The following is a 24,891-nucleotide window of genomic DNA, read 5'->3' as shown; positions in this document are numbered from 1 at the left end:
CGCGTCGGCCGAGCCGGCGTCCTCGCAGGACCCACGAGACCTGCCAGGAGAACGATGAGCTACCCGAAGTCCCACGAACCGACCGCAGCACCGACGGCAGGCGAGTCGGCGTCGAACGGCGCCGCGTTCGGCGTGACACCGTCGCCGAGCTTCCCATCGATCGAAGAGGGCGTTCTGGCGCGATGGGCCGCCGACGACACGTTCCAGGCGTCGATCGACCAGCGCGAGGGCGCACCCGAGTGGGTCTTCTACGACGGCCCCCCGTTCGCGAACGGTCTGCCGCACTACGGGCACCTCCTCACCGGCTACGCGAAGGACCTGTTCCCGCGCTTCCAGACCATGCGCGGCAAGCAGGTGCACCGTCGGTTCGGCTGGGACACGCACGGTCTCCCTGCGGAACTCGAGGCTGAACGGCAGCTCGGCATCACCGACAAGCGTCAGATCGACGAGATGGGACTCGCCGCCTTCAACCAGGTCGCCCGAGACTCGGTGCTCCGGTACACGGAGGAATGGCAGGCCTATGTCACGCGGCAGGCCCGCTGGGTCGACTTCGAGCACGATTACAAGACGCTCGACGTCACCTACATGGAATCCGTCATCTGGGCGTTCAAGCAACTCCACGACAAGGGTCTCGCGTACGAGGGATACCGCGTGCTCCCGTACTGCTGGCGCGACCAGACGCCGCTGTCGAACCACGAGCTGCGCATGGACGACGACGTCTACCGCATGCGCCAGGACCAGACCGTGACCGTGACCTTCCCGCTCGTCGGGCCGAAGGCCGAGAGCCTCGGCCTCACCGCCGTGCGAGCCCTCGCCTGGACCACGACGCCCTGGACCCTCCCGACGAACGCCGCTCTCGCCGTCGGCCCCGACATCGTGTACGCCGTCGTCCCGGCCGGACCGAACGGCACGCCGGACGCGACCGTCCTCCGCGAGGAGGGTGACGCCCACGCCGCGACGGAGGTCCTCGGCGGCGAGTACCTGATCGCGTCGGCCCTGCTCGGCAACTACGCCAAGGACCTCGGCTACGACTCGGCGGCCGACGCGACGGCCGCCGTCTCGCGCACGGTGCTCGGCCGCGAGCTCGACGGCGTCTCCTACGACCGCCTCTGGGACTACTACGCGGACACCGAGGAGTGGGGCACGCAGCAGGCCTGGCAGATCCTCGTGGCCGACTACGTGTCGACCGAGGACGGCACCGGTGTCGTGCACCAGGCTCCTGCCTACGGCGAGGAGGACCAGAAGGTCTGCGAGGCCGCGGGTATCCCGGTGATCGTCTCCGTCGACGACGGCGGACGGTTCCTTCCCGAGGTCGCCGACGTCGCCGGCCTGCAGGTCTTCGACGCGAACAAGCCGCTCACACAGTTGCTCAAGGCGCAGGGCCGATTGCTCCGTCAGGCGAGCTACGAGCACTCCTACCCGCACTGCTGGCGCTGCAAGCAGCCCCTCATCTACAAGGCGGTCTCCAGCTGGTTCGTCCGGGTACCGGAGTTCCGCGACCGCATGGAGGAGCTGAACCAGGAGATCACCTGGGTGCCGGAGAACGTCAAGGACGGTCAGTTCGGCAAGTGGCTCGCCGGGGCCCGCGACTGGTCGATCAGCCGCAACCGGTACTGGGGCTCACCCATCCCGGTGTGGAAGAGCGACGACCCCGCGTATCCGCGCATCGACGTCTACGGCTCGCTCGACGAGCTCGAGGCCGACTTCGGCGTGCGCCCGACGGACCTGCACCGCCCGTACATCGACGAGCTGACGCGCCCGAACCCCGACGATCCCACCGGGCGGTCGACGATGCGCCGCATCACCGACGTCCTCGACGTCTGGTTCGACTCCGGTTCGATGCCGTTCGCGCAGGTGCACTATCCGTTCGAGAACCGTGAATGGTTCGACTCCCACAGCCCGGCGGACTTCATCGTGGAGTACATCGGCCAGACGCGCGGCTGGTTCTACCTGCTCCATGTCTTGTCGACCGCACTGTTCGACCGTCCCGCGTTCACGAGCGTCGTGAGCCACGGCATCGTGCTCGGCAGCGACGGCCAGAAGATGTCGAAGTCGTTGCGGAACTACCCGGACGTCAACGAGGTGTTCGACCGCGACGGATCCGACGCCATGCGCTGGTTCCTCATGTCGAGCTCCGTGCTCCGCGGCGGAAACCTCGTCGTGACGGAGGAGGGCATCCGCGAGGGCGTCCGGCAGGTGATGCTCCCACTCTGGAACAGCTGGTACTTCTTCTCGCTGTACGCCAACACCGCGGTTCCCGGCGGCTACGACGCCGTGTGGCGCACCGACTCGACGGACGTGCTCGACCGGTACATCCTCGCGAAGACCCGGGAGCTCATCGTCACGGTCACCGACCACCTCGAGGCCTTCGACGCCACGCTCGCCGCAGCGTCGCTGCGCGACTTCGCCGACGTGCTGACCAACTGGTACGTGCGCCGTTCGCGCGACCGATTCTGGGCGACCGACGGCGGCGAGCTCGATCGCGACGCGTTCGACACCATGTACACCGTGCTCGAGACGTTCTCCCGCGTCGCAGCGCCCCTGCTGCCGCTCATCACCGAGCAGGTCTGGACGGGCCTGACGGGTGAGCGCAGCGTGCACCTCGCCGACTGGCCCCTCGCCGAGGCGTATCCCGAAGACGCGGCGCTCGTCGTGGCGATGGACCGCGTCCGCGAGATCTCCGGGGTCGCACTCGCGCTGCGCAAGCAGGCCGGTCTCCGCGTGCGGTTGCCGCTCGCGCAGCTCACGGTCGTCACGCCCGACCCGAGCGCGCTCGCGCCGTTCGAGGCGATCCTGCGTGAGGAGCTCAACCTCAAGGCGGTGTCCTTCGCGCAGCTCACCGACACGAGCGCCACGGAGTTCGGCGTCACGTCCCGACTGTCCGTCAACGCGAGGGCCGCAGGCCCCCGTCTGGGCAAGACCGTGCAGCAGGCGATCGCCGGTGCCCGCACGGGTGACTGGAGCGAGGTCGACGGCGTCGTGACGGCCGGGGGGATCGAGCTCGTGGCCGGCGAGTACGAACTCGTCATGGAGGCATCGTCGGACGCCGACGGCGGAGTCGCGCTCGCGCTCCTGCCCTCGGGCGGGTTCGTCCTCCTCGAGACGACGCTCACGCCTGAGCTCGAGGCAGAGGGGCTCGCCCGCGACGTCATCCGGGCAGTCCAGGACACCCGCAAGGCCGCAGCCCTGCAGGTCAACGATCGCATCTCGCTCAACCTCACGTTCGCCCAGGATGCCGACGAGCAGGCCGTGCGCAGCGCGCTCGGTGTCGTCGACATCGCCGGTGACACCCTCGCGGCATCGCTCGGATGGACCGGGGAACTGGGGGCACTCGCCGGGACCGGTTTCGCGCAGTCGTTCGCCGCCGGCAAGTTCGGCAACACCGGTGACTTCACCGTCACCCTCATCCGTTCGGAGGAGACCGCAGATGTCCGATGACCTGACGACCGCTGAAGCGGCAGACGCCGTCTACCGGGAACTGCTGGAGCGGCTCGGCGAGGCGCAGCCTCAGCCGAGGCTCGGCGCCACCAAGCGCGCATTGGAACTGCTGGGCAACCCAGAGGCCTCCTTCTCGATCATCCAGATCGCCGGAACCAACGGCAAGACCAGCACAGCGCGCATGATCGAGAGCATCCTGCGAGCCCACGGACTCCGCACGGGACTCTTCACCAGCCCGCACCTGGTCCGGTTCACCGAGCGGATCGGGATCGACGGCGAACGTGTGTCGGACGAGGCCGTCGCCCGTAACTGGGAGGACATCCGACCGTATCTGGCCATGGTGGACGCAGAACTGGAGGCTGCGGGAGAGCCCGCGCTCACCTTCTTCGAGGCACTCACCGTCCTCGGTTTCGCGTGCTTCGGTGACGCACCGGTCGACGTCGCGGTCGTGGAGGTCGGGATGGGCGGTGCATGGGACTCCACCAACGCCGCAGATGCCGAGGTCGCCGTCTTCGCTCCCATCGACCTCGATCACATGCAGCGCCTCGGCTCGACGATCGAGGAGATCGCACGGACCAAGGCCGGCATCATCAAGCCGGGTGCTCAAGTGGTCTCGGCCGCTCAGCACCCCGCCGCTCAGCGCGCCCTCGTCGAGGCTGCCGCTGCGGTATCCGACCCGATCGCATTCGAGGGGGCGGAGTTCGCGCTCGAACAGGACTCGGTGGCCGTCGGGGGTCAGCTCATCACGGTCCGTGGCCGGGCCGGGACCTATCCCGAGTTGTACCTGCCGCTCTACGGCGACCACCAGGGTCGGAACGCGACGCTCGCGATCGCAGCAGTCGAAGCCTTCCTGGGTGGTGGCACGCAGCCTCTCGCCGAGGACGTCCTCGCGGAAGGTCTCACCGAGGTCGCGTCCCCGGGGCGCCTGCAGCTCGTCGGTACCGATCCGACCGTCCTGGTCGATGCGGCCCACAACCCACACGGGGCGGCGTCGCTGGTGGCGGCGCTCGGGAGCTACTTCGACGTCGACGAGGTCGCCTTCGTCGTGGGCATCCTGCAGGACAAGGACGCGGCAGGCATCCTGACGACGCTCGCGCCGGCCGCAGCAGGGTTCTTCTTCACACAGTCCGAGTCCGAGCGTGCGATCCCCGCCGAAGAACTCAGCCGCCTCGCGGCATCGCTGGAGCTCCCGGCGTCGAGCTTCGCGGAGACGCTGGACGAGGCCGCGGAGGATGCGAGACGCTGGGCCGAGGAGGCTCCGCGGCGTCTCGTCGTCATCACCGGGTCCATCACCCTCGTCGGTGAGGCGATGGAGATCGCCGACGATCGTGAGTGGAAGGCGACGGCATGAGCGGCATGGCGCGTTCCCGCGCACCGCGGAGTATCAAGCAGACCCTCGGATCGATCATCCTCGGCTTCGAGCTGATCGTGATGTTCCTCGGTTCGCTGGTGATCTTCGGACTCAAAGCGCTGCCTGCCCCGGTCGCGCTGATCGGCGGCGCAGTCCTCTGTCTCATCATCGTCGCGACGATCCCGCTCCTGCGATTCCGCTGGGGATATTGGCTGGGCTGGGCGGTGCAAGCCGCTATCGTGGCTACCGGTCTGCTCGTGCCGATGATGTTCCTCGTCGGTGGCATGGCGGCAGCCGTCTGGACCTATGCGATGGTCCAAGGCGACAAGATCGAGCGCCAGCAGGCGTTCTACCGAGAGACGAAGGATTGACCGTGGCTGTTGAAGAAACCCTGGTACTCGTGAAGCCCGACGGCGTCGCGCGCAACCTGACCGGCGAGATCCTCCGCCGGATCGAGGCGAAGGGCTACTCCCTCGTCGACCTGCGCATGGTCGAGCCCGACCGTGAGCTCCTCGCTGCGCACTATGCGGAGCACGAGGGCAAGCCGTTCTACGAGCCGCTCGTCGAGTTCATGCTGAGCGGCCCGGTCGTCGCGATCCGTGTCGCCGGCAACCGCGTCATCGAGGGTTTCCGAGTCCTCGCCGGAACCACCGACCCGACGACGGCGGCCCCGGGGACCATCCGTGGCGACTTCGGTCGCGACTGGGGACTGAAGGTCCAGCAGAACCTCGTGCACGGTTCGGACAGCACCGAATCAGCCTCGCGCGAGCTCGCGCTCTGGTTCGCGTGAGTCGCAGCGCCTGAACACACGAAGCCCGTCCTCCGCGCTGCGCGGGGACGGGCTTCGTCGTGCCGGCCGACCGGCCAGGCCGGGCCGCAGCGCCTTCACAGGTAGGACAGCACGTCGAGACGCAACTGCGCGATGATCGCGACGACGAGGTAGCACGCCAGGGTCACGACGACGATCCAGGACGTGACCACACCCGCGATCCGGCGGACGGTGGGGGATGCGGGGAACACGTCGTTCTTCAAGCTGAACGCCGTCACCAGGATGAATGTCGGAATGGTGACGGACCAGGTGACCATGCACCACGGGCACAGCGTTCCGAGCACGAAGATGCTCTGGGAGATGAGCCAGATGACGAACCCGATCGCGCCGAGCAGCCCGATGTTGAAGGCGACCCAGAACCACCGCGCGAAACGGGCGCCGGCGAGGATCGCGACACCGACGGCGATCGGGGCGATCCATCCCGCGAGACCGAGGATGGGGTTCGGGAAGCCGAGTACCGAGCCCTGCCATGACTCCAGGTTGCGGCCGCACTGCACCAGGATGCTGAAGTTGCAGCCGAGCTGCGCATCAGGGTTCTCGAGGAGCTGGAACTTGTCGAGGGTGAGCGCGAACGCCGCGAACCACCCGATCGAGCCCGCGAGGATGAGGAAGATCGCGAGGCCCTTGGGGCGCGCATCGATGATCGGTATTGACACGCCCCGATTCTCGCACGCCGTGCTGCGAGTGGACCCGGACATGCCCGGGCCGACCGCGCTCAGGTCCACCGGGCCGCGTTCGTGCGATAATCGAGGGGTTGTGCACCGAGCCGCGCTCGACCGCACGACACGAAGGCTTGTTTGGGCAATGAGAGCCCAGGAACCGCCGGCACGTGCCGGCACGATCGTGAGAGCTCCGAGAGCCAGCGATCACACAGGATTTGCGAACGGCTGCACACGCAGCGGTCCGCACGAGATGAAGAACCGGACGGTGGCGCGGCCGCCGACCCGGCATAGGGGAGTACACCAGGAATGGTGAATGAGCACACCGAGGACCCGGCCACGCCGGGTACCGACCACGAACCGATCGACCAGCAGACCGAGGCGCTGACGCCCGAGGCCGACGGAGCAGCCGAATCGGCGGCCGTCGTCGCCGAAGAGGCGCCCGACGAGTCGAGCACCGAGCCGGCTCCCGCCGCCGCGGTGCGTCCGCCGACGACCCTGCTGCTGTTCCAGGCACCGGATCTGCCACCCGTCGTCCTCCGCGAGGACGAGCCGCTGGAAGCGGAACTCAGCTCCTCACGACGACGCACGCGTCGTCGTGCCGGGGAGGACGGCCCGGAACAGGGTGAGCGCAACGAGCCGCGAGCCGACACCCGGAACGTCGTGAAGGTGCGGACGCCCCGTGAGCCGGAGCTCATCACCGAGCCGCAGAAGGTCCGCGGTTCGACGAGGCTCGAGGCGAAGAAGCAGCGACGCCGCGACGGCCGTGACGCCGGCCGCCGCCGCCCTGTCGTCACCGAGGCCGAGTTCCTCGCGCGCCGTGAGTCGGTCGACCGCGTGATGGTGGTCCGCTCGAAGAACGGCAAGACCCAGATCGGTGTGCTCGAGGACGGCGTGCTCGTGGAGCACTACGTCGCGCGCAGCCAGGAGGCGTCGCTCATCGGGAACGTGTACCTCGGTCGCGTGCAGAACGTCCTGCCGAGCATGGAGGCGGCGTTCGTCGACATCGGTCGCGGGCGCAACGCAGTCCTCTACTCGGGTGAGGTCGACTGGGACTCCGTCGAGACGGGGAATCAGCCGCGTCGCATCGAGCTCGCGCTCAAGGGCGGCGACAAGGTGCTGGTGCAGGTCACGAAGGACCCGGTCGGCCACAAGGGCGCCCGACTCACGAGCCAGGTCTCGCTCCCGGGCCGGTACCTCGTCTATGTGCCGAACGGCTCGATGAACGGTATCTCGCGGAAGCTCCCCGACACTGAGCGTGCTCGCCTGAAGAAGATCCTCAAGGAGGTGCTCCCGGAGAACGTCGGTGTCATCGTCCGCACCGCTGCCGAGGGCGCGACCGAGGAGCAGTTGACGCTCGACGTCACGCGGCTGAAGTCGCAGTGGGCTGAGATCTCCCGTCAGATCGACTCCGTACAGGCACCTGCCCTGCTCCACAGCGAGCCGGACCTGCTCATCAAGATCATCCGCGACGTCTTCAACGAAGACTTCCACAAGCTCGTCATCCAGGGCTCGGACGCCCTGCAGGACATCCAGAGCTACCTCCGCGGCGTCGCACCCGACCTCTTGGAGCGCGTGGAGGCCTATGACGGCACGGGCGACTCCTTCGTGGAGTACCGCATCGCCGAGCAGATCGAGAAGGCGCTCGATCGCAAGGTCTGGCTGCCGTCCGGCGGATCGCTCGTCATCGACCGGACCGAGGCCATGACCGTGGTCGACGTCAACACCGGAAAGTTCGTCGGCTCCGGCGGCAACCTGGAGGAGACCGTCACGAAGAACAACCTCGAGGCAGCTGAAGAGGTCGTGCGTCAGCTCCGGCTGCGCGACATCGGCGGCATCATCGTCGTCGACTTCATCGACATGGTCCTCGAGTCGAACCGCGACCTCGTGTTGCGGCGCCTCGTCGAGTGTTTGAGCCGCGACCGCACGAAGCACCAGGTCGCCGAGGTCACCTCCTTGGGTCTCGTCCAGATGACGCGCAAGAAGCTCGGCCTCGGCCTGCTCGAGACGTTCAGCGAGCCGTGCGAGGTCTGCGCGGGTCGAGGAGTCGTCGTGCACCACGATCCCGTCGTCAAGCACCGGCAGACCCCGCAGCCGGAGCAGCAGCGCCGTCGTGGGGGCAAGGGCGGTGCGTCTGCCGGCACACAGCAGGCCTCCTCCGGTGCATCGAGCTCGCCGCAGAAGCAGCCCGGCCAGACGCACGGCATCACCGACGACGCGAAGAACGCCCTCGCGTTGATCGCCGCCCGGACGCTGCACCATGAGGAGCAGGCGGCCGCTGAGGCCGTCGCCGCCGAGGCAGCGGCTGTCGAGCCGAGCTCGCAGGAGTCTGAGGGCGGGCAGCAGGACGAGCGTTCCGAAGCGCCGGCTGTGCACCAGCATGAGGGTCGACGAAGCCGACGCGAGAAGCGCGAGCCCCGTCGTCGTGCCGGCGACGAGTCGCGTCGAGGTGCAGCAGAGGACCGTTCGCGCGAGCCTGCAGCAGAGTCCGCCGCTCCGACGCTGTCGCTGCTCGACCTGCCGATCGCACCTGCCGCCGAGAAGCCGCGACGTTCCGCCGTCGTGGATCCCGAGCGTCTGCTCGACTCCGTGCTGGACGCATTGCCCGAGCCGAAGAAGCCGGGTCAGGGGCGCGGTCGCAGTCGTCGTGTGTCGACCGCGTCACTCGCGGGCGGGCAGGCCGTCGGTTCGGACGGCGCGCAGCGTCTGGCTGAATAGCCGAATACCCGGCAACGCACCGGTCAGGACGGCGCGTCTCCTCTGGAGGCGCGCCGTTCGCGTTCGGTGATGCGCAGGCCGCTGGCGATGAGACGGCGGACGAGATCGCCGGCGGTGACCGCGACGGCCCCGGCGGCCACGAGCGAGGCGTGTCGGTCGGCGGGCACGTCGTAGTGGTCCAGGTCGAAGGACCGCTCGGGGAGGCCCGTCCGTCCCGCGAAGGCGTGCAGCTCCTCGAGCGAGGTGTCGCTCACCACGTGGGACCAGAGTGTGCCGTGTGCCGGCTACAGCGGGGGATCGATGAGCACGGTCATGCTCCCATCCAACCATCAGCGGTCCTCGCGGATTCCCGGAACGCCGGGATGCGCCGCCCACCCGGTGATCGTTCAGGGGAGCGCGGGGTACACTTGCCTGGTGCGCCCGGTGTGGGAGCCGCGAAGAACCTGGTCCATCTCGATGGATCGTTCCCGCTGGTTTGACCTGGGCAACACGATGAAGTAAACTCGACCGTTGGTGTGCATTGAGTTTTATATGCCACACCCACGGTTTTCTGCCATCAAGGTGTCCCACGTGTTCGAACCTTTCCGCGCAGTAACTTCCAGCAACAGTCAGTCGGAGCGTTTCGCTCCCCAAAGAACGGGTACGTAGTGGTTTACGCAGTTGTGCGCGCCGGAGGACGGCAGGAGAAGGTCGAGATCGGAACCATCGTCACGATGGACCGGGTCAAGGCCGACAAGGATGGCAACATCGAGCTTCCCGCGGTGCTCCACGTCGACGGTGAGAACATCATCTCCGACGCGAAGTCGCTCGCGAAGATCACGGTGACGGCCGAGGTGCTCGAAAACCTCCGCGGTCCGAAGATCGTCATCCAGAAGTTCAAGAACAAGACCGGTTACAAGAAGCGTCAGGGGCACCGTCAGGAGCTCACGCGCGTCAAGATCACCGGCATCAAGTAAGGCATCGAGGAGAAGAAGAGATGGCACACAAGAAGGGTGCGAGTTCGACTCGCAACGGTCGTGACTCCAACGCACAGCGTCTCGGTGTGAAGCGCTTCGGCGGCCAGGTCGTCCTCGCGGGCGAGATCCTCGTCCGTCAGCGCGGAACGCACTTCCACCCCGGCGCCAACGTCGGCCGTGGTGGCGACGACACGCTGTTCGCTCTCGAAGCCGGCTCCGTGCAGTTCGGCCAGAAGGGCGGCCGCAAGGTCGTCAACATTGTCGCTGCTGCAGAGTAGCACCAACGATCTTTCCAGCAGGGGGCGGGCTTCGGCCCGCCCCCTGCTGTCGTACAACCGAAGCAACATGATTCAAGAGAGGGGCTGAGCGTCCATGGTCACATTCGTCGACCGGGTCACACTGCACCTGCGAGCGGGAAACGGCGGCAACGGCTGCGTCTCCGTGAAGCGCGAGAAGTTCAAGCCGCTGGCCGGCCCTGATGGGGGTAACGGCGGACACGGTGGCGACATCATGCTCGTCTCAGACCCTCAGGTCACAACGCTGCTCGGGTACCACCGCTCACCGCACCGGAGTTCCGACACCGGCGGCTTCGGCATGGGCGACCACCGCAACGGGTTCCAGGGCGAGACGCTCGTGCTCCCCGTGCCCGTCGGCACCGTCGTCAAGGACGTCGAGGGCAACGAACTCATCGACTTCGACGAACCCGGGATGGAGTTCGTCGTCGCTCCTGGAGGCCTCGGCGGCCTCGGCAACGCGGCTCTGTCGTCCACGAAGCGCAAAGCGCCCGGCTTCGCGCTCCTCGGCACGCTCGGTTGGGAGGGTGACGTCCTCCTCGAGCTCAAGACCGTGGCAGACGTCGCACTCGTGGGATACCCCTCGGCCGGCAAGTCGAGCCTGATCGCCGCATTGTCCGCAGCGAAGCCGAAGATCGCCGACTACCCGTTCACGACGCTTCACCCGAACCTCGGTGTCGTCGAAGCCGGCGACGTCCGATACACCGTCGCCGACGTGCCAGGCCTCATCGAGGGCGCGAGCGAGGGCAAGGGACTCGGCCTCGAGTTCCTCCGCCACGTCGAGCGCTGCTCGGCACTCCTGCATGTCCTCGACTGCGCGACGCTCGATCCGGGTCGTGACCCGATCAGCGACCTCGACATCATCCTCGCTGAGCTCGCTGCCTACCCTGTCCCCGAGGGTCAGACGCCCCTTGTCGAACGACCGCAGCTCATCGCACTGAACAAGATCGACGTCCCGGAGGCCCGCGAGCTCGCGGAGTTCCTCCGCGAGGACCTCGAAGCCCGCGGTTACCGTGCCTTCGAGATATCGACCGTGTCGCGCGAGGGTCTGCGTCAGCTGTCCTTCGCGCTCGGCGAACTCGTCGAGGAGAGCCGGGTCATTGCGGCTGCAGATGCGGCGAAGCCACGTATCGTGCTCCGCCCGAAGGCCGTCGACGACTCGAAGTTCACGGTCACCGTCGAGGGTGGCACCTACGGCAACCTGTACCGCATCCTCGGCGCGAAGCCGGAGCGGTGGGTCCAGCAGACGGAGTTCAACAACGAGGAGGCCGTCGGCTTCCTCGCCGACCGCCTCGCGAAGCTCGGTGTCGAAGAGGCGCTGTTCAAGGCCGGTGCTGTGGCTGGCGCGACCGTCATGATCGGGGCCGGGGGAGGAGTGGTCTTCGACTGGGAGCCCACACTCACCAGCACCGCCGAGCTGCTCACGCAGCCCCGTGGAACTGATCCGCGTCTCGACGCGAGTCACCGTCCCACACGCAACCAGCGCCGAGACGAGTACTTCGAGCGCATGGATGCGAAGGCCGCCGCTCGTGAGGAGCTGCTCCGCGAACGCGCTGCCGGTCTCTGGAACGATGACGAAGGTTTCGAAGTCGGCTCCGTGCCGGCCGACGCCCAGACCGAGGGTGGCGTGTCGGAGGACGACGAACGGTGACCATCCCCCAGCGCAGCGGTATCCCGACGGCGCGTCGTATCGTCGTGAAGGTCGGTTCCTCCTCGATCAGCGGCGACAACGCCGGACAGATCGCTGCGCTGGTCGAGGCGCTGGCGAGCGCACACGCTCGCGGCACGGAGGTCATCCTGGTCTCCTCCGGCGCGATCGCGACCGGTATGCCCTACCTGCGCCTGGACGCACGCCCGAGTGATCTGGCGACGCAGCAGGCCGCAGCGGCAGTCGGGCAGAACGTCCTCATCTACCGCTACCAGGACAGTCTCGACCGCTTCGGGATCGTCGCCGGCCAAGTACTCCTGACGGCGGGTGATCTCGAGAATCCGAGCCACCGGAGCAACGCCCAGCGTGCGATGGAACGGCTGCTCGGGCTGCGGATCCTGCCGATCGTGAACGAGAACGACACGGTCGCGACGCACGAGATCCGCTTCGGCGACAACGATCGACTTGCCGCGCTCGTCTCGGTGCTCGTGGCTGCCGACGTCCTCATCCTCCTGAGCGATGTCGACGCACTGTACACACGGCCGCCTCACGAGGCAGGCGCCGAGCGCATCGAGGAGGTGCCGTTCGGTGACGCCCTCAGCGGCGTGACCTTCGGCGACATCGGTTCCGCCGGCGTCGGCACTGGTGGAGCGGGAACGAAGGTGTCGGCTGCGCGTCTGGCCGCAGAGGCCGGAACCTCGGTCCTCGTGACCTCGACCGCCAATGTCTCCGGAGCGCTGAACGGCGACCATCTCGGAACCTGGTTCCAGTCGGCCTGAGCCCGGCGTCCGTCATGCGGGCAAACGGTCCGGCGGTGCTCAGTAGAATCGACCCATGTCGGACTCCCTCTCCACCGTGCTCCCGCTCGCAGATCGGCTCGCCGCCGCGAAGCGCGCCTCTCGAGTGCTCGCGCAGGCGAACACCGCGCAGAAGAATCGAGCGCTGGCGGCCATCGCCGATGCAGTGGTGAGCGGTGCGGACGCGATCATCGCAGCAAACGCGCTGGATCTCGCGAACGGTCGCGAGAACGGACTGAGTGCCGGCCTGCAGGACCGCCTGCGCCTCGACCACGGTCGGATCAACGGCCTCGCCGAGGCGGTTCGCGACGTCATCGCGATCGTCGACCCCGTCGGGCAGGTCGTCCGCGGCAGCACGACGCCGGACGGCGTCAAACTCGAGCAGGTGCGGGTACCGTTCGGTGTCGTCGGTGCGATCTACGAGGCGCGTCCCAACGTGACCGTGGACATCGCCGCCCTGGCCGTGAAGAGTGGGAACGCCGTGGTCCTCCGTGGCGGTTCCGCGGCCGCGCAGTCCAACGCAGTGCTCGTCGGGCTGTTGCAGGACGCCCTCGAATCGGTCGGGCTCCCGGGTGACGCCATCCAGACCATCGACGCGTTCGGGCGCGACGGCGCGAAGCAACTGATGCATGCGCGTGGGCTGATCGACGTCCTGATCCCGCGGGGGAGCGCCGCGCTCATCGAGACCGTGATCCGTGATTCGACCGTCCCCGTGATCGAGACGGGCGCCGGCGTGGTGCACGTCTTCCTCGACGAGACCGCCGATGTCGATTGGGCTGTCGACATCGTCCGCAACGCCAAGGTGCAACGGCCGTCGGTCTGCAACGCACTTGAGACGATCCTCGTGCACGCGGACTCGGCCGAGCGCCTGCTGCCCGCAGTGCTCGGGGATCTCCGCGACCATGGGGTCCTGCTCCACGCGGACGAGCGGGCGCGAGCGATCTTCCCGGACTCGGTTCCGGCGGTCGAGGACGATTGGGCGACTGAGCACATGTCGCTCGAGCTGTCCGTTCGCGTGGTCGACGACCTCGACGCGGCACTCGAACACATCGACGAGTACTCCACCGGGCACACCGACTCCATCATCACGAACAGCGTCGTCAACGCCGACCGCTTCCTGGCGGAGGTCGACTCCGCCGTGGTCATGGTGAACGCGTCCACGCGCTTCACCGATGGTGCGGAGTTCGGGTTCGGTGCCGAGGTCGGCATCTCGACGCAGAAACTCCATGCTCGTGGCCCCATGGGACTTCCCGAGTTGACGAGTACGAAGTGGCTCGTGCGTGGTTCGGGGCACACCCGCCGGTAGTCGCTAGACTGGTCCAGGCGTCGGGTGACGCCTACAGAAGGAGAGATCATGTCGATTGCCGCGTCCGTACTGGCTGCTACCGTTCTGGCCGAGTCGGAGCATGCCGTCGAACTCGCCGCACCCACCTGGGTGTTCGGCGCGGTCGCTCTCGTCCTCTTCGCGATCCTCGGTGCGGTCACCTTCAGCTACCGAGACGTCGCCAACCGTCACAGTGACAAGGTCGGCGCGCACGACGCTCACGGCGAGCACGGTCACTAAGCTGTCCGGCGTGAGCGCGACCGTCGCCGAACCGGCGACGCGCCGTCCACGGATCGGGGTCATGGGTGGGACGTTCGATCCGATCCATCATGGTCACCTGGTCGCGGCCTCAGAGGTCGCCCAGCATTTCGACCTCGACGAGGTCGTCTTCGTGCCGACCGGAATGCCGTACCGGAAGTCCGGCGTCAGCGACAGCGAGCACCGATACCTCATGACGGTCATCGCCACGGCCGCGAACCCGCGGTTCACCGTGAGTCGAGTGGACATCGACCGCGCAGGACCCACGTACACGATCGACACGCTCAGAGATCTGCATCGCAAGCGCCCGGAAGCGGAGCTGTTCTTCATCACCGGCGCGGACGCCATCGCGCAGATCCTCAGCTGGAAAGACGTGCGTGAGGTGTGGGAACTGGCGCACTTCGTTGCTGTGAGTCGACCGGGACACGATTTGAACGTTTCCGGATTGCCTCAGCACGACGTAAGCTTGTTGGAAGTTCCGGCCCTAGCGATATCGTCGACGGATTGCCGGAGCCGGGTGAGCAAAGGCTTTCCGGTCTGGTATCTGGTTCCCGACGGTGTCGTGCAGTACATCACCAAGCACCACCTGTATCGGAGTGAAGCCACATGACCGCGTTGCCAGAGGACGCGCCCCTGACGAGGCGTCAGGCCCGAGAGAGCCAGCAGCAGATTCCGTCGACGGACGAAGCGCCCGAGACGACCTCGCGCCGACGGCGCGCGTCGACCTCGGAACCCGTCGCCGCTGGCGAGATCCCGCAGCCCACGCCGGACAGCTCGACTGCACAGCGGCCCGAGCCGTCCGCGGCTGCACCCGCATCCGCGGCTTCGTCCACACGTCCTCCGTCCGCGGCAGGCGCTCCGGCTCCGTCGTCGACGGGTGGACTGACCCGTCGACAGTTGCGCGAGCTCGAGCGCACCGGTTCGATCGAACAGATCCCCGCGCCCGCGGCGGCAGTCGCGCCCCCGGTCGAAGACCCCGCTCCACAGGTCGCGCTCCCACCACGTCCCGCTGAGCAGGTCGTCGCACCGTCTCAGAAGCAGAGCAAGGCTGCCAAGCAGCAAGCGGCGAAGGCTGCGGCAGCCGAGGCCGACGCCAAGGCTGCAGCAGACCGTCAGCAGGCGAAGGACCGTCAGGCTGCCGAGCGCAAGGAAACCGACGACCGCAAGGCTGCACAGCAGGCGGCTGCGGAACGCGCAGCATCTGATCGGGCCGCAGCGAAGGCGGCCGAGCAGGCCGCCGCAGCCGAGCGGGCCGAGAAGGCGCGCTCAGCGCAGACCGCTGCGCCGGTTCCGCAGGCACCCGTCGCCGAGACGGTCGTCCCGACCGGTTCCCTCTTCGACGTCTCGGATCGCGACGACATCTCCGAGGACCCGGCGTCGACGCTGTCGAAGGGTTTCGGCCGGGATTCGATGCTCGTGGCCGCGCTCGAGGCGGAGAAGGCCTCTCAAGCAGACACCGGTGTCGCGTTCGAGGATCTGCTGGGCAACGGCATGGCCACGACGGGCCAGATCACGACGAGTTCACTCATCATCCCGGTCGCCCCGGCTCAGGCCGAGGCCGGCGCGACGTCGAACTCGACGGGCGAGATCCTCATCACCGGCACCATCGATCTGCCGCGCGGGCTCGGCTCGTCCGGTCAGGACCCCAATCACTTCGACGGGGCGGGTATCGACCGCCTCATCGAGGGCGACGAGCTTCCGGCTTCCGTCACGGCGGCGTCGCCCGTCGCAGCGAGCAAAGCCGTGAGCAGCCACGGATCGACGCGCGACGTCGTCCCGGCCACCACCAATCAGAGCAACAAGCTGTTGATGACCCTCGCGATCGCCGCGGCGGTACTCGCCGCGGGTGTCATCGCGGTGCTCATCATCGGTTTCCTCGGCGGAGCGTTCTAGCCTCGTCGTCTTTCATCCGATCGCACTCGCTGCGGTCGTCAGAGGAGTACACACATGACCCTGTCCGACACCACGCTCGACGCCGTGCAGCTCGCGGCGACCGCGGGCGAATCCAAGGGCGGCGAGGATCTCGTCGCGCTGGACGTCTCCGGCCCGCTGCCGTTCGTCGATGCCTTCCTGCTCGTCACCGGCCGGAGCGAACGCAACGTCGTCGCCGTCGCAGGCGAGATCGAAGGCCGCCTCAACGAGAGCGGCGTGAAGACGCTGCGCCGCGAGGGAAAATCCGAGGGTCGTTGGATCCTGCTCGACTTCGGCGAGGTCGTCGTGCACGTCTTCCACGAGGAGGAGCGGATGTACTACTCGCTCGAGCGCCTGTGGAAGGACTGCCCCGTCATCCCGCTGGTCTCCGCGGCTCCGCAGCCGGCCAACTGACGATTCGTCGGTCCCGGGGCCGGGAAAGTGGTCACAACCGCTCTCGAGATGTAGTAACCTATTCAAGTTGCTTCCGCTGAAACAGATGGCGGAAGGAACATGAATATGGGTCTGTGGCGCAGCTGGTAGCGCACCTGCATGGCATGCAGGGGGTCAGGGGTTCGAGTCCCCTCAGATCCACCAAACCGAGAGAATCCCCGCGGATCGTCTGATCCGCGGGGATTCTCTCGTTCCAGCTCTGCAGCGAGGTCAGTTGACCTCGTCCGGGTGGCTGCCGACACGCTTCCCTGTGTCGAGGCCGTCAAGAGCGGCGATCTCGTCCGGAGTCAGTTCGAAGCCGAAGACATCGAAGTTCTGAGCGATGCGTTCACGGGAGTTCGACTTCGGGAAGACGATCAGACCGTTCTGCAGGTGCCAACGGATGACGACCTGAGCCGGTGTCACACCGTGGGCGGTTGCCGCTCGGGACACAGCTTCCTCGCCGAAGAGGTCATACTTGCCCTGTCCGAGGGGCCCCAGGACTCGATGTGGATGCCGTGCTCGGCTCCGAACGCGCGCAGCTCACGCTGCGCGAAGGCGGGGTGCAGTTCGATCTGGTTGACGGCCGGCACGGTTGCGGAGTTCGCGAGCAGCTTCTCGAGGTGCTCGACCTGGTGGTTGGAGACACCGATCGAACGGGTCTTCCCGGCAGCCTTGATCTCCTCCAGTGCGAGCCAGGCCTCCAGGTAGTCGTCCTTGCCCGGCGTCGGCCAGTGGGTGAGGTACAGATCGACGTGGTCGAGACCGAGCTTGTCGAGGCTCTCGTCGATCGCGGCATGCGCCGACGCCTTCTGGTGGCGATCGTTCCAGCGCTTCGTGGTGATGAACAGCTCGTCACGAGGAATGCCCGACTTCGCGAGAGCGGCGCCGACACCCTCCTCGTTCTTGTAGATGGCTGCGGTGTCGATGTGGCGGTATCCGACCTCGAGTGCATCCGTGACGATGCGTTCTGCTTCCTTCGGGTCGACGAGGAAGACGCCGAAGCCGAGTTGGGGGATCGTGTGGCCGTCGTTGAGGGTGATGGTGGGAACAGTCATGGGTCCATGCTGGCACCGGGGCGCTGCCGAGGGGAACCGCCTTCGCCCTCCGCGTAACGTGTCGACATATCGAGGGAATACGCCCGCCTCGGTACTGCTTGACCTCTGAGGAGGGGCGCGACAGCATCCCGCGACCAACCGCAGGCCACGATGAGGATGACACCGCGATGACGACCGAGACTCTGCCGAACCCGACTGGTTCGGTGCCGACGAGCGCCACTGACGAGGACCGCCTGCCACCCGGATCGAAGCTCCTCATCGGGTTGCTGCTGGTCTCCGCATTCGTCGTCATCCTCAATGAGACGATCATGAGCGTCGCACTTCCGCGCCTCATGCAGGATCTGGACATCACGGCCAGTTCGGCCCAGTGGCTCACGACCGGGTTCATGCTGACGATGGCCGTCATCATCCCGGCGACAGGATTCCTCCTCGAGCGGTTCACACTCCGCACGATGTTCATCACCGCGATGGTCCTGTTCAGTGCGGGAACGCTGATCGCCGCGTTGTCGCCAGGCTTCGGTGTGCTGCTGCTCGGCCGAGTCGTCCAGGCGAGCGGCACCGCGATCATGATGCCCTTGCTGATGACGACGGTGCTCAACGTCGTCCCGGTCGCAGCCCGCGGACGGACAATGGGGGCGATCTCGATCGTCATCTCGGTCGCACCGGCCGTCGGGCCGACGGTCTCCGGCCTCATCCTCAGCGTGCTCGATTGGCGCTGGATGTTCTGGATCGTGCTGCCGATCGCGGTGATCGCGCTCGTCCTCGGCGCCGTGCTCGTCCGCAACGTGACGGAACCACGACGAGTGCGCTTCGACGTCTTCTCCCTGGTCCTGTCAGCGTTCGCCTTCGGAGGACTGATCTTCGGATTGAGCAGCATCGGCGAATCCGCTGAGGGGCACGCGCTGATGCCGGTGTGGATCCCGTTGGGGGTCGGCGTCCTCGCACTGGCCGGATTCGTCCTGCGACAGCTCGTCCTGGTGCGCGAGGACCGGGCGTTCATGGATCTGCGCACCTTCGCGAACCGCACCTTCACGGTCTCGATCATCCTCGTCGCGATCGTCATGATGGCCCTCTTCGGCTCGCTGATCGTCCTGCCGATCTATCTGCAGAACGTGCTCCGCCTCGACACCCTCACGACCGGACTGCTCCTCCTGCCGGGTGGTGCGACGATGGCCGCACTGGCGCCTCTGGTCGGGTCGCTCTTCGACCGTTTCGGTCCTCGTCCGCTCGTCATCCCCGGAGCGTTCGCCGTGAGCGCCTCCTTGTGGATGTTCACGATGCTCGGCGTCGGCAGTCCCATCGGCATGATCATCGGCGTGCACGTCCTGTTGAGTGCCGGTCTCGCCTTCATGTTCACCCCGTTGCTCACGTCCGCGCTCGGGTCGCTCCGAACCGAGCTGTACCCGCACGGCAGCGCGATCGTCGGTACGGTGCAACAGCTCGCGGGTGCTGCCGGCACTGCGCTGTTCATCACGATGATGTCGACGACGGCTGCGGCTCGTGTCGCCGCGGGAAGCAGCCCACTGGACGCAGCAGCGGCGGGGGTGCAGGCCGCTTTCGTCTGTGGTGCAGCCCTGTCACTGCTCGCGATCGTGGCGTCCTTCCTGATCCGCCGACCCGCGGAGCCGGTCGGACGAAGCCACAGCGGTCACTGAGCAGGGATCGGCGCCCCGCAACCCCCTTGTCGGACCGGGCGGACGAGCGAAGCATGGTCTCATGAGACGGTTGCGGGTGGCTGGGGAGACGTATTACGTCGCGGACGTCCTCGGAGCGGCATTCCTCGAATACCTGCAGGCACTGGCCTCGGCAGGGGCAGCGGGGATCGTCGCGCTTCCGGCACTGACCGCCGACGGCGTCCCGACCCGACTTGAGTTCCTCGCCGGAGCGTCGAGTCAGACGCTGCTCACTCCCGCGGTCGTCTCCTTCGCGGAACCTGAGAGCGCGGACGCAGTGGCACGACTCCGGCAGCTGACGAGGGGACTCGCGCCAGAGCAGGTGAAGCTTGCCCGACCTCAGGATCTCCGGCCGCGTGACCTGGAGTTCGACGAGCGGGCGGACGCTTAACGCGCCCAGCGCATGGTGTAGGCGTCCGCGAGGACGGGCATCACGGGGGAGCGCAGGACCGTGCGCAGACCGAGGTCACGCAACGACCCGACGGCGGAGCCGTGCGGCCGACCGAGCGCCATGTTCAGCTCCGCCTGACGCGCCGCGCGCCGCGCCAGCGACAGCTGCCGATCGGACACCGCGGTCAACCGGGCCGCGTCCGGCGCGCCGGATCGGACCGCCCGCACGATGCCGGGCGCGAAGGCGCGAGCGTCCGCCCAACCGAGGTTCATGCCCTGTCCGCCGATCGGACTGATCTCGTGCGCGGCGTCGCCGACGTGGACGATCCTTCCCGCGACGAGAGAGCGTCGCTGGCGCCGTCTGACGACGAAGGCGCTCAGCATCGAGTTCGTCGTGGGATCCAGCGAGTCGCCGGTGCGTTCGGAGACGAGTGCCGCGAGATCGTCGGCCGTCGGCTCTGATATCAGGTTCGAGAGACCGGTGTGGACGACGTACCGACGCTTCCCTGCCGGTAGCGGGAACGACTCGACGACACCGTGCCGGTGGAGGAAGACACGGGCGACCGCGCCCGCATCGCTCTGGTCGAGGACGTCGCCCATGAGATAACCGTCACGGTACTGGCGTACCCGCCCCATCGCCGGCGGTGCGTCGAACGACGTCCGGCCGCCCGATGCGACGACGACCATGGCTGCACGCGTACTGACCGCACCCGGACCGCCGGTGCCAGTGGCCTGGACACCGTCGGGTCCGGCGAGGAGCGTCGTGCAGTGGATCCCGGTCCGGAGCGCTCCCGGGAGCACCGCGTGGAGCCGGGCGCGCAGGAGCTGCTCGGTGCGCCACTGCTCGAGCGCAGCGATGAACGGATGGTCGAACGGGCGGTCATCGAACAGGACCGTACCGAGACGTCGTCCGCCGTTCCAGGCCTCGCCGCGACCGATCCGAACAGCATGCTCGAGGAACGGGCCGAGGACGCCGAGCCCGTCGAACAGGTCGAGCGAGGGCGGGTGCACGCCGATCGCGCGCGTGCCGGACGGAGGGTCCGACCGCCCCTCCCAGACCTCGACATCGATCCCGTCCCGGGCGAGCAGCAGGGCCACGACGAGCCCGACCGGACCACCCCCGACGATCAGCACGTCAGGCATCGCTTGCACCGGCGGGAGGCGCACCTGCCCGCGAGAGGAGCAGTCGCATCGGGAAGCGCCGTTCGACCGTCCACCCTGGGGGTGTCAGAGCCTGGAGTTCGTCGCTCCGATAGCTGCGTCGGATCGAACGGAGCCCATCGATGTGGAGGAACGAACTCCGCCTCCCCGGCCAGGTGGCGACGCCGTAGGCCGCATAGGCGAGAGCGCTGCGCTCGAGATCGTTGTGCAGGACCTGGCTGCCCGCCAGAGCGGTACTGTCAGCCAGTAACGAGGCGAGGGTCTGCGCATCGAGGTGGTGGAGCACATGGTTGGAGAGCACGACGTCGAAACGCTCACCGCCCGCGACCAGTTCGCTGCTGTGTGCTCGTCGGAACGTGACCTGGCCGTCGGACGTCGCCCGTCGGACGAAGGCGAGCGACCGCTCGTCCGGGTCGATCGCCGTGATCCTGACGGACAGCCCGTCGGACTGCGCCCACCGTGCAATGGCGAGCGGGACGTCACCGCCGCCGAAGCCGATGTCGAGGATCGTCGTCGGCTGCACCGGATCGAGCATCGGTCTGATGCGGCTCCGGTAGATGCCCCGCCATCCCGAGACGAGACGGTTGACGCCGCCGAACCGTGCATAGGTCGCGGCGAGGAGCGCCGGGTCGCAGTCCGGGTCGTCCATCAGTTCCGACAGGTCAGTCGCGCGTGTGGTGAGGTCGGGGAGGACCGCCATCACCGACCCCCGCTGAGCCTGAGGAGGGCGCTCTCGATCGTCAACCCTGGCCCGAAGGCGAGGGCACAGATCCGTTCGTCGGTGCCGGGTGACGCGCCCTCGAGGAGTCGCTGGAGGATGAACAACACCGTGGCGCTCGACATGTTGCCCTGTTCGCGGAGCACGGCCCGCGACGGCTCGAGGAGGTCGTCGCTCAGACCCAGACGCTGTTGCACCTTGTCCAGGATGCTCCGACCACCTGGATGGACTGCCCATCGATCGATCGCATCGAGCGACACGTCGCCGTCGACCGTGGCGAGCAGCGGCTCGAGAGCCGACTCGAGGTGCTCTCCGATGAGCTTCGGTACGGCCGCACTCAGGACCATCTCGAACCCGTGATCGCCGATGGTCCAGGCCATGTCCGACTCGCCATCGGGGACAAGGGCGGTGGACCACCCGTCGAACTCGAGGACGGGAGCCGCCGGGTCACCGGGTCGTGCCGACACGACGGCGGCAGCGGCGCCATCGGCGAAGACCGAGGAGGCGAGGATGACGTCGGGGTCGTCGGAGGATCGAAGATGGATCGAGCAGAGCTCAACGCACACCACCAGGACGACCGCGTCCGGTCTGGCATCGCAGAACGCCTGTGCAGCCCGCAGCGCCGGGAACGCGGCGAAACACCCCTGGAATCCGAGATGGTAGCGCTCGGTGGTGGCCGGGAGTCCGAGGTCCCGCACGAGCACATACTCCGGCCCCGGGGCGAAGAACCCGGTGCAGGACGCGGTCACGACATGGGTCACGTCGGCAGCCGTGATGCCGGGGGCGGCGTCGAGTGCCCGACGTGCGGCCTCCAGCAGGAGCGGCGGGGCGTGCTCGATGTAGGTGTCGTTCCGGGCACCGGTCGGTGGCGCGAGCACGAGTCGTCGATCGGCGTCGTAGTAGACCGCTGCGAGGGACGTGTCGACGCCGTCGAACTCATCGATGACCGTGTGGCGCGTTTCGATCGCCGATCCATCGAAGGCTGCACCGATGAGCCGCTGCGCCAACCGGGAGCGATCCGGCTGATCACGGAACACGTCCCGGATCTCGTCCTGGCGGAGGATGGTCGGTGGAACGGCTGTGCCGATCGACCTCACTGAGACGGTCATGTCGTGCAGTGTACTGCTGTCGTTCGGCGAAGCGCCCGCGGTTGACCGCCCTGCGGTGGACATGCCGCGATGCGCGGCCTCGAGCGGTGCCACCCTATGCTAAAACCGTGTTCTCTTCGACGCGGCACCTGTTCGCCTCGTCCCATCCCGGACCGAGTGTCGCCGTCACCGTGCTCGCGATCATCCTCGGTGCGGCCGTGGGTCTCTCGCCGGGCAGACTGGTCCTGCTTGCGACGGTGGTGCTGGTCGGCCAGTTGTCGATCGGATGGTCGAACGACTGGCTGGACGCCAGGCGCGATCGGCTCTCGGCGAGGGACGACAAGCCGCTCGCCAACGGAACCATCGCTGTCGCGACGGTCCGGGCCGCCGCCCTCGTCGCGCTGGTCGCGAGCGTGCCGCTGTCGCTGATGCTCGGCCCGGCGTCGGCAGCCGCGCACCTGGTGTTCGTGGTCTGCGGATGGGCGTACAACATCCGGCTCAAGGCGACGGTCGTGTCGGTCGTGCCCTTCATGATCGGGTTCGGGGCATTGCCGGCCGTCGTCACGTATGCGGCGGAGCCTCCCGTACCGCCCGCCGCATGGACGCTGGTCGTCGGGGCGCTGTTCGGCGTCGCTGTGCACTTCACGAACGCACTGCCCGACCTGGACGACGATCTGCGGACGGGGATCCGCGGCCTGCCGCATCGACTCGGCGTCCGTCGGGCGGGTCGGCTCGCCTTCGTCTGCCTCGGGCTGGCGGGCCTCATCGCGCTGCTCGGTCAGAGTGGGGTGTTCGTCGGTGCACCGACGACCCCACCGATCATCGGGGCAGCCGGTGCGGCCGGCGTCTTCTGCCTCGTCGTCTGGGGGCTCGTGCTCGTCGCGACCCGTCCGCCCGGCCGGGCGTTGTTCCGTGTGATCATCGCGGCGGCGGTGCTGCTCGCGGTCGAACTCGCGGTCGCCGGCACGACCCTGATCGCGATCAGTACCAGTTGACCGCTTCAGAGTGCGCCCAGGCTCCGCACGGGGAGCCGTACCGGTCGTCGATGTAGTTCAGACCCCAGTTGATCTGGGTCGCTGCGTTGGTGCGCCAATCGTCGCCCGAGCTCGCCATCTTGCTGCCGGGCAGCGACTGGGGGATGCCGTAGGCGCCGCTGGAGGCGTTGTATGCGTTCACACGCCAGCTGGATTCGCGCGTCCAGAGTTGCAGGAGGCATTGGAACTCGCCGCCGCCCCACCCATAGGCGCCGATCGCGGACTGCGCGTAGGCCTTCGCCCCTGCGGGATCCGCGGTGAGGTCGGGCGGTGGCGCACTCGTGGAGCCTTCCCCGCCCGACGCCTCATTGCGGCGCTGCTCCTCGGCGGCGATGGCCTCCTGGCTCTGCTTATAGGCCTGCTCGATCGCCGCAGTCGTGTTCTTGAGCGAGGCGAGCTGCTGGTACAGGCGGTCGCGGTTGACCTGCTGCTCCGCCACGGCGGCATCGGCAGCGTCGCTGGCCGCCTGCGCCGTCTGGTAGCTGGCGTCGGCTGCAGCAGAAAGCCGTTCCCGTTCCGCCTCAGCGGTCGTGGCCTGCTCGGCGAGCGCTGCTGCGGTGTTGCTCGATGCGGTGGCCGACTCATAGCTCTCGGCCGATGTCTCGCTCAGCTTGCTGATCGCGCTGAGCTTGGAGAGGAGGTCGTCGTCATCGGCTCCGGAGAGGACGAGGGACAGCGTGGGATCGACGCCACCGGTGCGGGTCATCTGCGCGATCACAGCACCCGCCTGCCGCTTGCTCGAGGCGGCATCCGTCGCGGCCTTCGTCGCCTGCGCGCTGATCGTGTCGGCGACCGCCGCCTGGGCGTCGAACGCGGCTTTGGCCTCGCCTGCGGCAGCGCCTTGGCGCACCGCCTCGTCGCCCGCCTCGGCAGAGGCGTCTCGAAGCCCGTCGAGCAGGGCGACGATCCGGTCGGCTTCCGCCTGAGTGCTCGCCTCGCTGGCCTTCGCAGCCTGCACGTCGTCCCAGCTCGGGTAGTCCGCCGTTCGGAACGAAGCGGGCACCGCGGCGGATGCGGGGCTGGCGAGCGAGACGGCGATGAGGATCGCGGCGCCGAGAGCGGCGGCTCGCCTCACGCCCCTCGCCCGGAGCGAGAGGTGGTTCAGCGGCGTGCGCATGCGTCCATCCCGGCAGTCACGCAGGCCAGTGTAGCCGC

At 67.7% G+C, this 24,891-nt stretch carries 22 protein-coding genes, 1 tRNA gene and 2 pseudogenes; 18 read left to right on the top strand and 7 right to left on the bottom strand.

The features are described 5' to 3' along the window. Positions 1 to 54 precede the first annotated feature (54 nt). Genes ileS through ndk form a run of 4 tightly spaced genes read left to right on the top strand, consistent with a single transcriptional unit; the run spans position 55 to position 5,579 of the window. Positions 55 to 3,438 carry an isoleucine--tRNA ligase gene (gene ileS, locus ABMA10_RS12905; RefSeq protein ID WP_347869076.1) on the top strand — a complete coding sequence of 1,128 codons (3,384 nt, stop codon included), beginning with the start codon at positions 55 to 57 and terminating at the stop codon, positions 3,436 to 3,438. Further along, positions 3,428 to 4,789, top strand: coding sequence for a bifunctional folylpolyglutamate synthase/dihydrofolate synthase (locus tag ABMA10_RS12900; protein WP_347869077.1), 1,362 nt, complete (start codon positions 3,428 to 3,430; stop codon positions 4,787 to 4,789). Before ileS ends, ABMA10_RS12900 begins: the two co-directional genes overlap by 11 nt. Next, positions 4,786 to 5,160, top strand: coding sequence for a DUF4233 domain-containing protein (locus tag ABMA10_RS12895; RefSeq protein ID WP_431030606.1), 375 nt, complete (start codon positions 4,786 to 4,788; stop codon positions 5,158 to 5,160). Before ABMA10_RS12900 ends, ABMA10_RS12895 begins: the two co-directional genes overlap by 4 nt. A gap of 2 nt (positions 5,161 to 5,162) precedes the next feature. After that, complete coding sequence (ndk, locus tag ABMA10_RS12890) at positions 5,163 to 5,579, top strand: nucleoside-diphosphate kinase (protein ID WP_347869079.1); 417 nt, start codon at positions 5,163 to 5,165, stop codon at positions 5,577 to 5,579. A 95-nt stretch (positions 5,580 to 5,674) separates the two neighbouring features. Here the strand turns inward: ndk and ABMA10_RS12885 are convergent, their stop codons facing one another. Beyond that, a complete protein-coding gene (locus ABMA10_RS12885) occupies positions 5,675 to 6,274 on the bottom strand; it encodes a vitamin K epoxide reductase family protein (RefSeq protein WP_347869080.1) in 600 nt (199 codons plus the stop codon). 312 nt (positions 6,275 to 6,586) lie between these two features. Between ABMA10_RS12885 and ABMA10_RS12880 the strand changes: the two genes are divergently transcribed. Continuing rightward, positions 6,587 to 8,995, top strand: a complete 2,409-nt coding sequence (locus ABMA10_RS12880; protein ID WP_414693678.1) for an Rne/Rng family ribonuclease — start codon at positions 6,587 to 6,589, stop codon at positions 8,993 to 8,995. A gap of 23 nt (positions 8,996 to 9,018) precedes the next feature. Here the strand turns inward: ABMA10_RS12880 and ABMA10_RS12875 are convergent. Beyond that, a pseudogene (locus ABMA10_RS12875) lies at positions 9,019 to 9,267 on the bottom strand (DUF4031 domain-containing protein); the annotation flags it as partial. Between the two features lie 375 nt (positions 9,268 to 9,642). Between ABMA10_RS12875 and rplU the strand changes: the two are divergent. The 10 genes from rplU (at position 9,643) to ABMA10_RS12825 (ending at position 16,779) form a co-directional block, all read left to right on the top strand. After that, entirely contained in the window at positions 9,643 to 9,951 is a 309-nt protein-coding gene (rplU, locus tag ABMA10_RS12870; protein ID WP_347869082.1) for a 50S ribosomal protein L21, read from the top strand. 20 nt (positions 9,952 to 9,971) lie between these two features. After that, positions 9,972 to 10,229, top strand: a complete 258-nt coding sequence (gene rpmA / locus ABMA10_RS12865) for a 50S ribosomal protein L27 (protein WP_347869083.1) — start codon at positions 9,972 to 9,974, stop codon at positions 10,227 to 10,229. Positions 10,230 to 10,323: 94 nt separating this feature from the next. After that, complete coding sequence (gene obgE, locus ABMA10_RS12860; protein WP_347869084.1) at positions 10,324 to 11,895, top strand: GTPase ObgE; 1,572 nt, start codon at positions 10,324 to 10,326, stop codon at positions 11,893 to 11,895. Beyond that, the gene (gene proB, locus ABMA10_RS12855; protein WP_347869085.1) at positions 11,892 to 12,671 is read left to right on the top strand and encodes a glutamate 5-kinase; all 780 of its coding nucleotides are present in this window, start codon (positions 11,892 to 11,894) and stop codon (positions 12,669 to 12,671) included. The genes obgE and proB overlap by 4 nt, the downstream gene beginning before the upstream one ends. Before the next feature lie 55 nt (positions 12,672 to 12,726). Next, a complete protein-coding gene (locus ABMA10_RS12850; RefSeq protein WP_347869086.1) occupies positions 12,727 to 13,995 on the top strand; it encodes a glutamate-5-semialdehyde dehydrogenase in 1,269 nt (422 codons plus the stop codon). A gap of 48 nt (positions 13,996 to 14,043) precedes the next feature. Next, positions 14,044 to 14,253 carry a hypothetical protein gene (locus ABMA10_RS12845; protein WP_347869087.1) on the top strand — a complete coding sequence of 70 codons (210 nt, stop codon included), beginning with the start codon at positions 14,044 to 14,046 and terminating at the stop codon, positions 14,251 to 14,253. A 10-nt stretch (positions 14,254 to 14,263) separates the two neighbouring features. Beyond that, positions 14,264 to 14,881, top strand: a complete 618-nt coding sequence (gene nadD, locus ABMA10_RS12840) for a nicotinate-nucleotide adenylyltransferase (protein ID WP_347869088.1) — start codon at positions 14,264 to 14,266, stop codon at positions 14,879 to 14,881. Beyond that, positions 14,878 to 16,164 (top strand): hypothetical protein, encoded by a 1,287-nt coding sequence (locus tag ABMA10_RS12835; RefSeq protein ID WP_431030605.1) that lies wholly within the window; start codon positions 14,878 to 14,880, stop codon positions 16,162 to 16,164. Before nadD ends, ABMA10_RS12835 begins: the two co-directional genes overlap by 4 nt. A gap of 54 nt (positions 16,165 to 16,218) precedes the next feature. Next, the gene (rsfS, locus tag ABMA10_RS12830; protein WP_431030604.1) at positions 16,219 to 16,596 is read left to right on the top strand and encodes a ribosome silencing factor; all 378 of its coding nucleotides are present in this window, start codon (positions 16,219 to 16,221) and stop codon (positions 16,594 to 16,596) included. A gap of 107 nt (positions 16,597 to 16,703) precedes the next feature. Next, a tRNA-Ala gene (locus ABMA10_RS12825) sits at positions 16,704 to 16,779 on the top strand. Positions 16,780 to 16,845: 66 nt separating this feature from the next. Here the strand turns inward: ABMA10_RS12825 and ABMA10_RS12820 are convergent. Next, positions 16,846 to 17,672: pseudogene (locus ABMA10_RS12820) on the bottom strand (aldo/keto reductase). 167 nt (positions 17,673 to 17,839) lie between these two features. On the opposite strand from ABMA10_RS12820, the gene ABMA10_RS12815 reads away from it, so the two are divergent. Both ABMA10_RS12815 and ABMA10_RS12810 read left to right on the top strand, forming a co-directional pair. Next, complete coding sequence (locus ABMA10_RS12815; protein ID WP_347869092.1) at positions 17,840 to 19,327, top strand: DHA2 family efflux MFS transporter permease subunit; 1,488 nt, start codon at positions 17,840 to 17,842, stop codon at positions 19,325 to 19,327. 61 nt (positions 19,328 to 19,388) lie between these two features. Continuing rightward, positions 19,389 to 19,736: a hypothetical protein gene (locus ABMA10_RS12810; protein WP_347869093.1), complete on the top strand. Its 348-nt coding sequence runs from the start codon at positions 19,389 to 19,391 to the stop codon at positions 19,734 to 19,736. Here the strand turns inward: ABMA10_RS12810 and ABMA10_RS12805 are convergent. Genes ABMA10_RS12805 through ABMA10_RS12795 form a run of 3 tightly spaced genes read right to left on the bottom strand, consistent with a single transcriptional unit; the run spans position 19,733 to position 22,723 of the window. Continuing rightward, positions 19,733 to 20,878, bottom strand: coding sequence for an FAD-dependent oxidoreductase (locus ABMA10_RS12805; RefSeq protein WP_347869094.1), 1,146 nt, complete (start codon positions 20,876 to 20,878; stop codon positions 19,733 to 19,735). The two genes, ABMA10_RS12810 and ABMA10_RS12805, sit on opposite strands and share 4 nt — an antisense overlap. Continuing rightward, complete coding sequence (locus tag ABMA10_RS12800; protein WP_347869095.1) at positions 20,871 to 21,596, bottom strand: class I SAM-dependent methyltransferase; 726 nt, start codon at positions 21,594 to 21,596, stop codon at positions 20,871 to 20,873. Before ABMA10_RS12800 ends, ABMA10_RS12805 begins: the two co-directional genes overlap by 8 nt. Further along, positions 21,596 to 22,723, bottom strand: coding sequence for a type III polyketide synthase (locus ABMA10_RS12795; protein ID WP_347869096.1), 1,128 nt, complete (start codon positions 22,721 to 22,723; stop codon positions 21,596 to 21,598). Before ABMA10_RS12795 ends, ABMA10_RS12800 begins: the two co-directional genes overlap by 1 nt. Before the next feature lie 107 nt (positions 22,724 to 22,830). On the opposite strand from ABMA10_RS12795, the gene ABMA10_RS12790 reads away from it, so the two are divergent. Beyond that, on the top strand, positions 22,831 to 23,697 hold the full coding sequence (locus ABMA10_RS12790) for a UbiA family prenyltransferase (protein WP_431030603.1): 867 nt from the start codon (positions 22,831 to 22,833) through the stop codon (positions 23,695 to 23,697). Here ABMA10_RS12790 and ABMA10_RS12785 read toward each other — a convergent pair. Next, on the bottom strand, positions 23,684 to 24,853 hold the full coding sequence (locus ABMA10_RS12785) for a coiled-coil domain-containing protein (RefSeq protein WP_347869098.1): 1,170 nt from the start codon (positions 24,851 to 24,853) through the stop codon (positions 23,684 to 23,686). The two genes, ABMA10_RS12790 and ABMA10_RS12785, sit on opposite strands and share 14 nt — an antisense overlap. Between the last annotated feature and the right edge of the window lie 38 nt (positions 24,854 to 24,891).

The organism is Plantibacter sp. RU18 (genome assembly GCF_050613355.1).
GTDB lineage: Bacteria > Actinomycetota > Actinomycetes > Actinomycetales > Microbacteriaceae > Plantibacter.
Note: the sequence above shows the minus strand (reverse complement) of the source record. Positions and strands in the feature narration are given on the sequence as shown.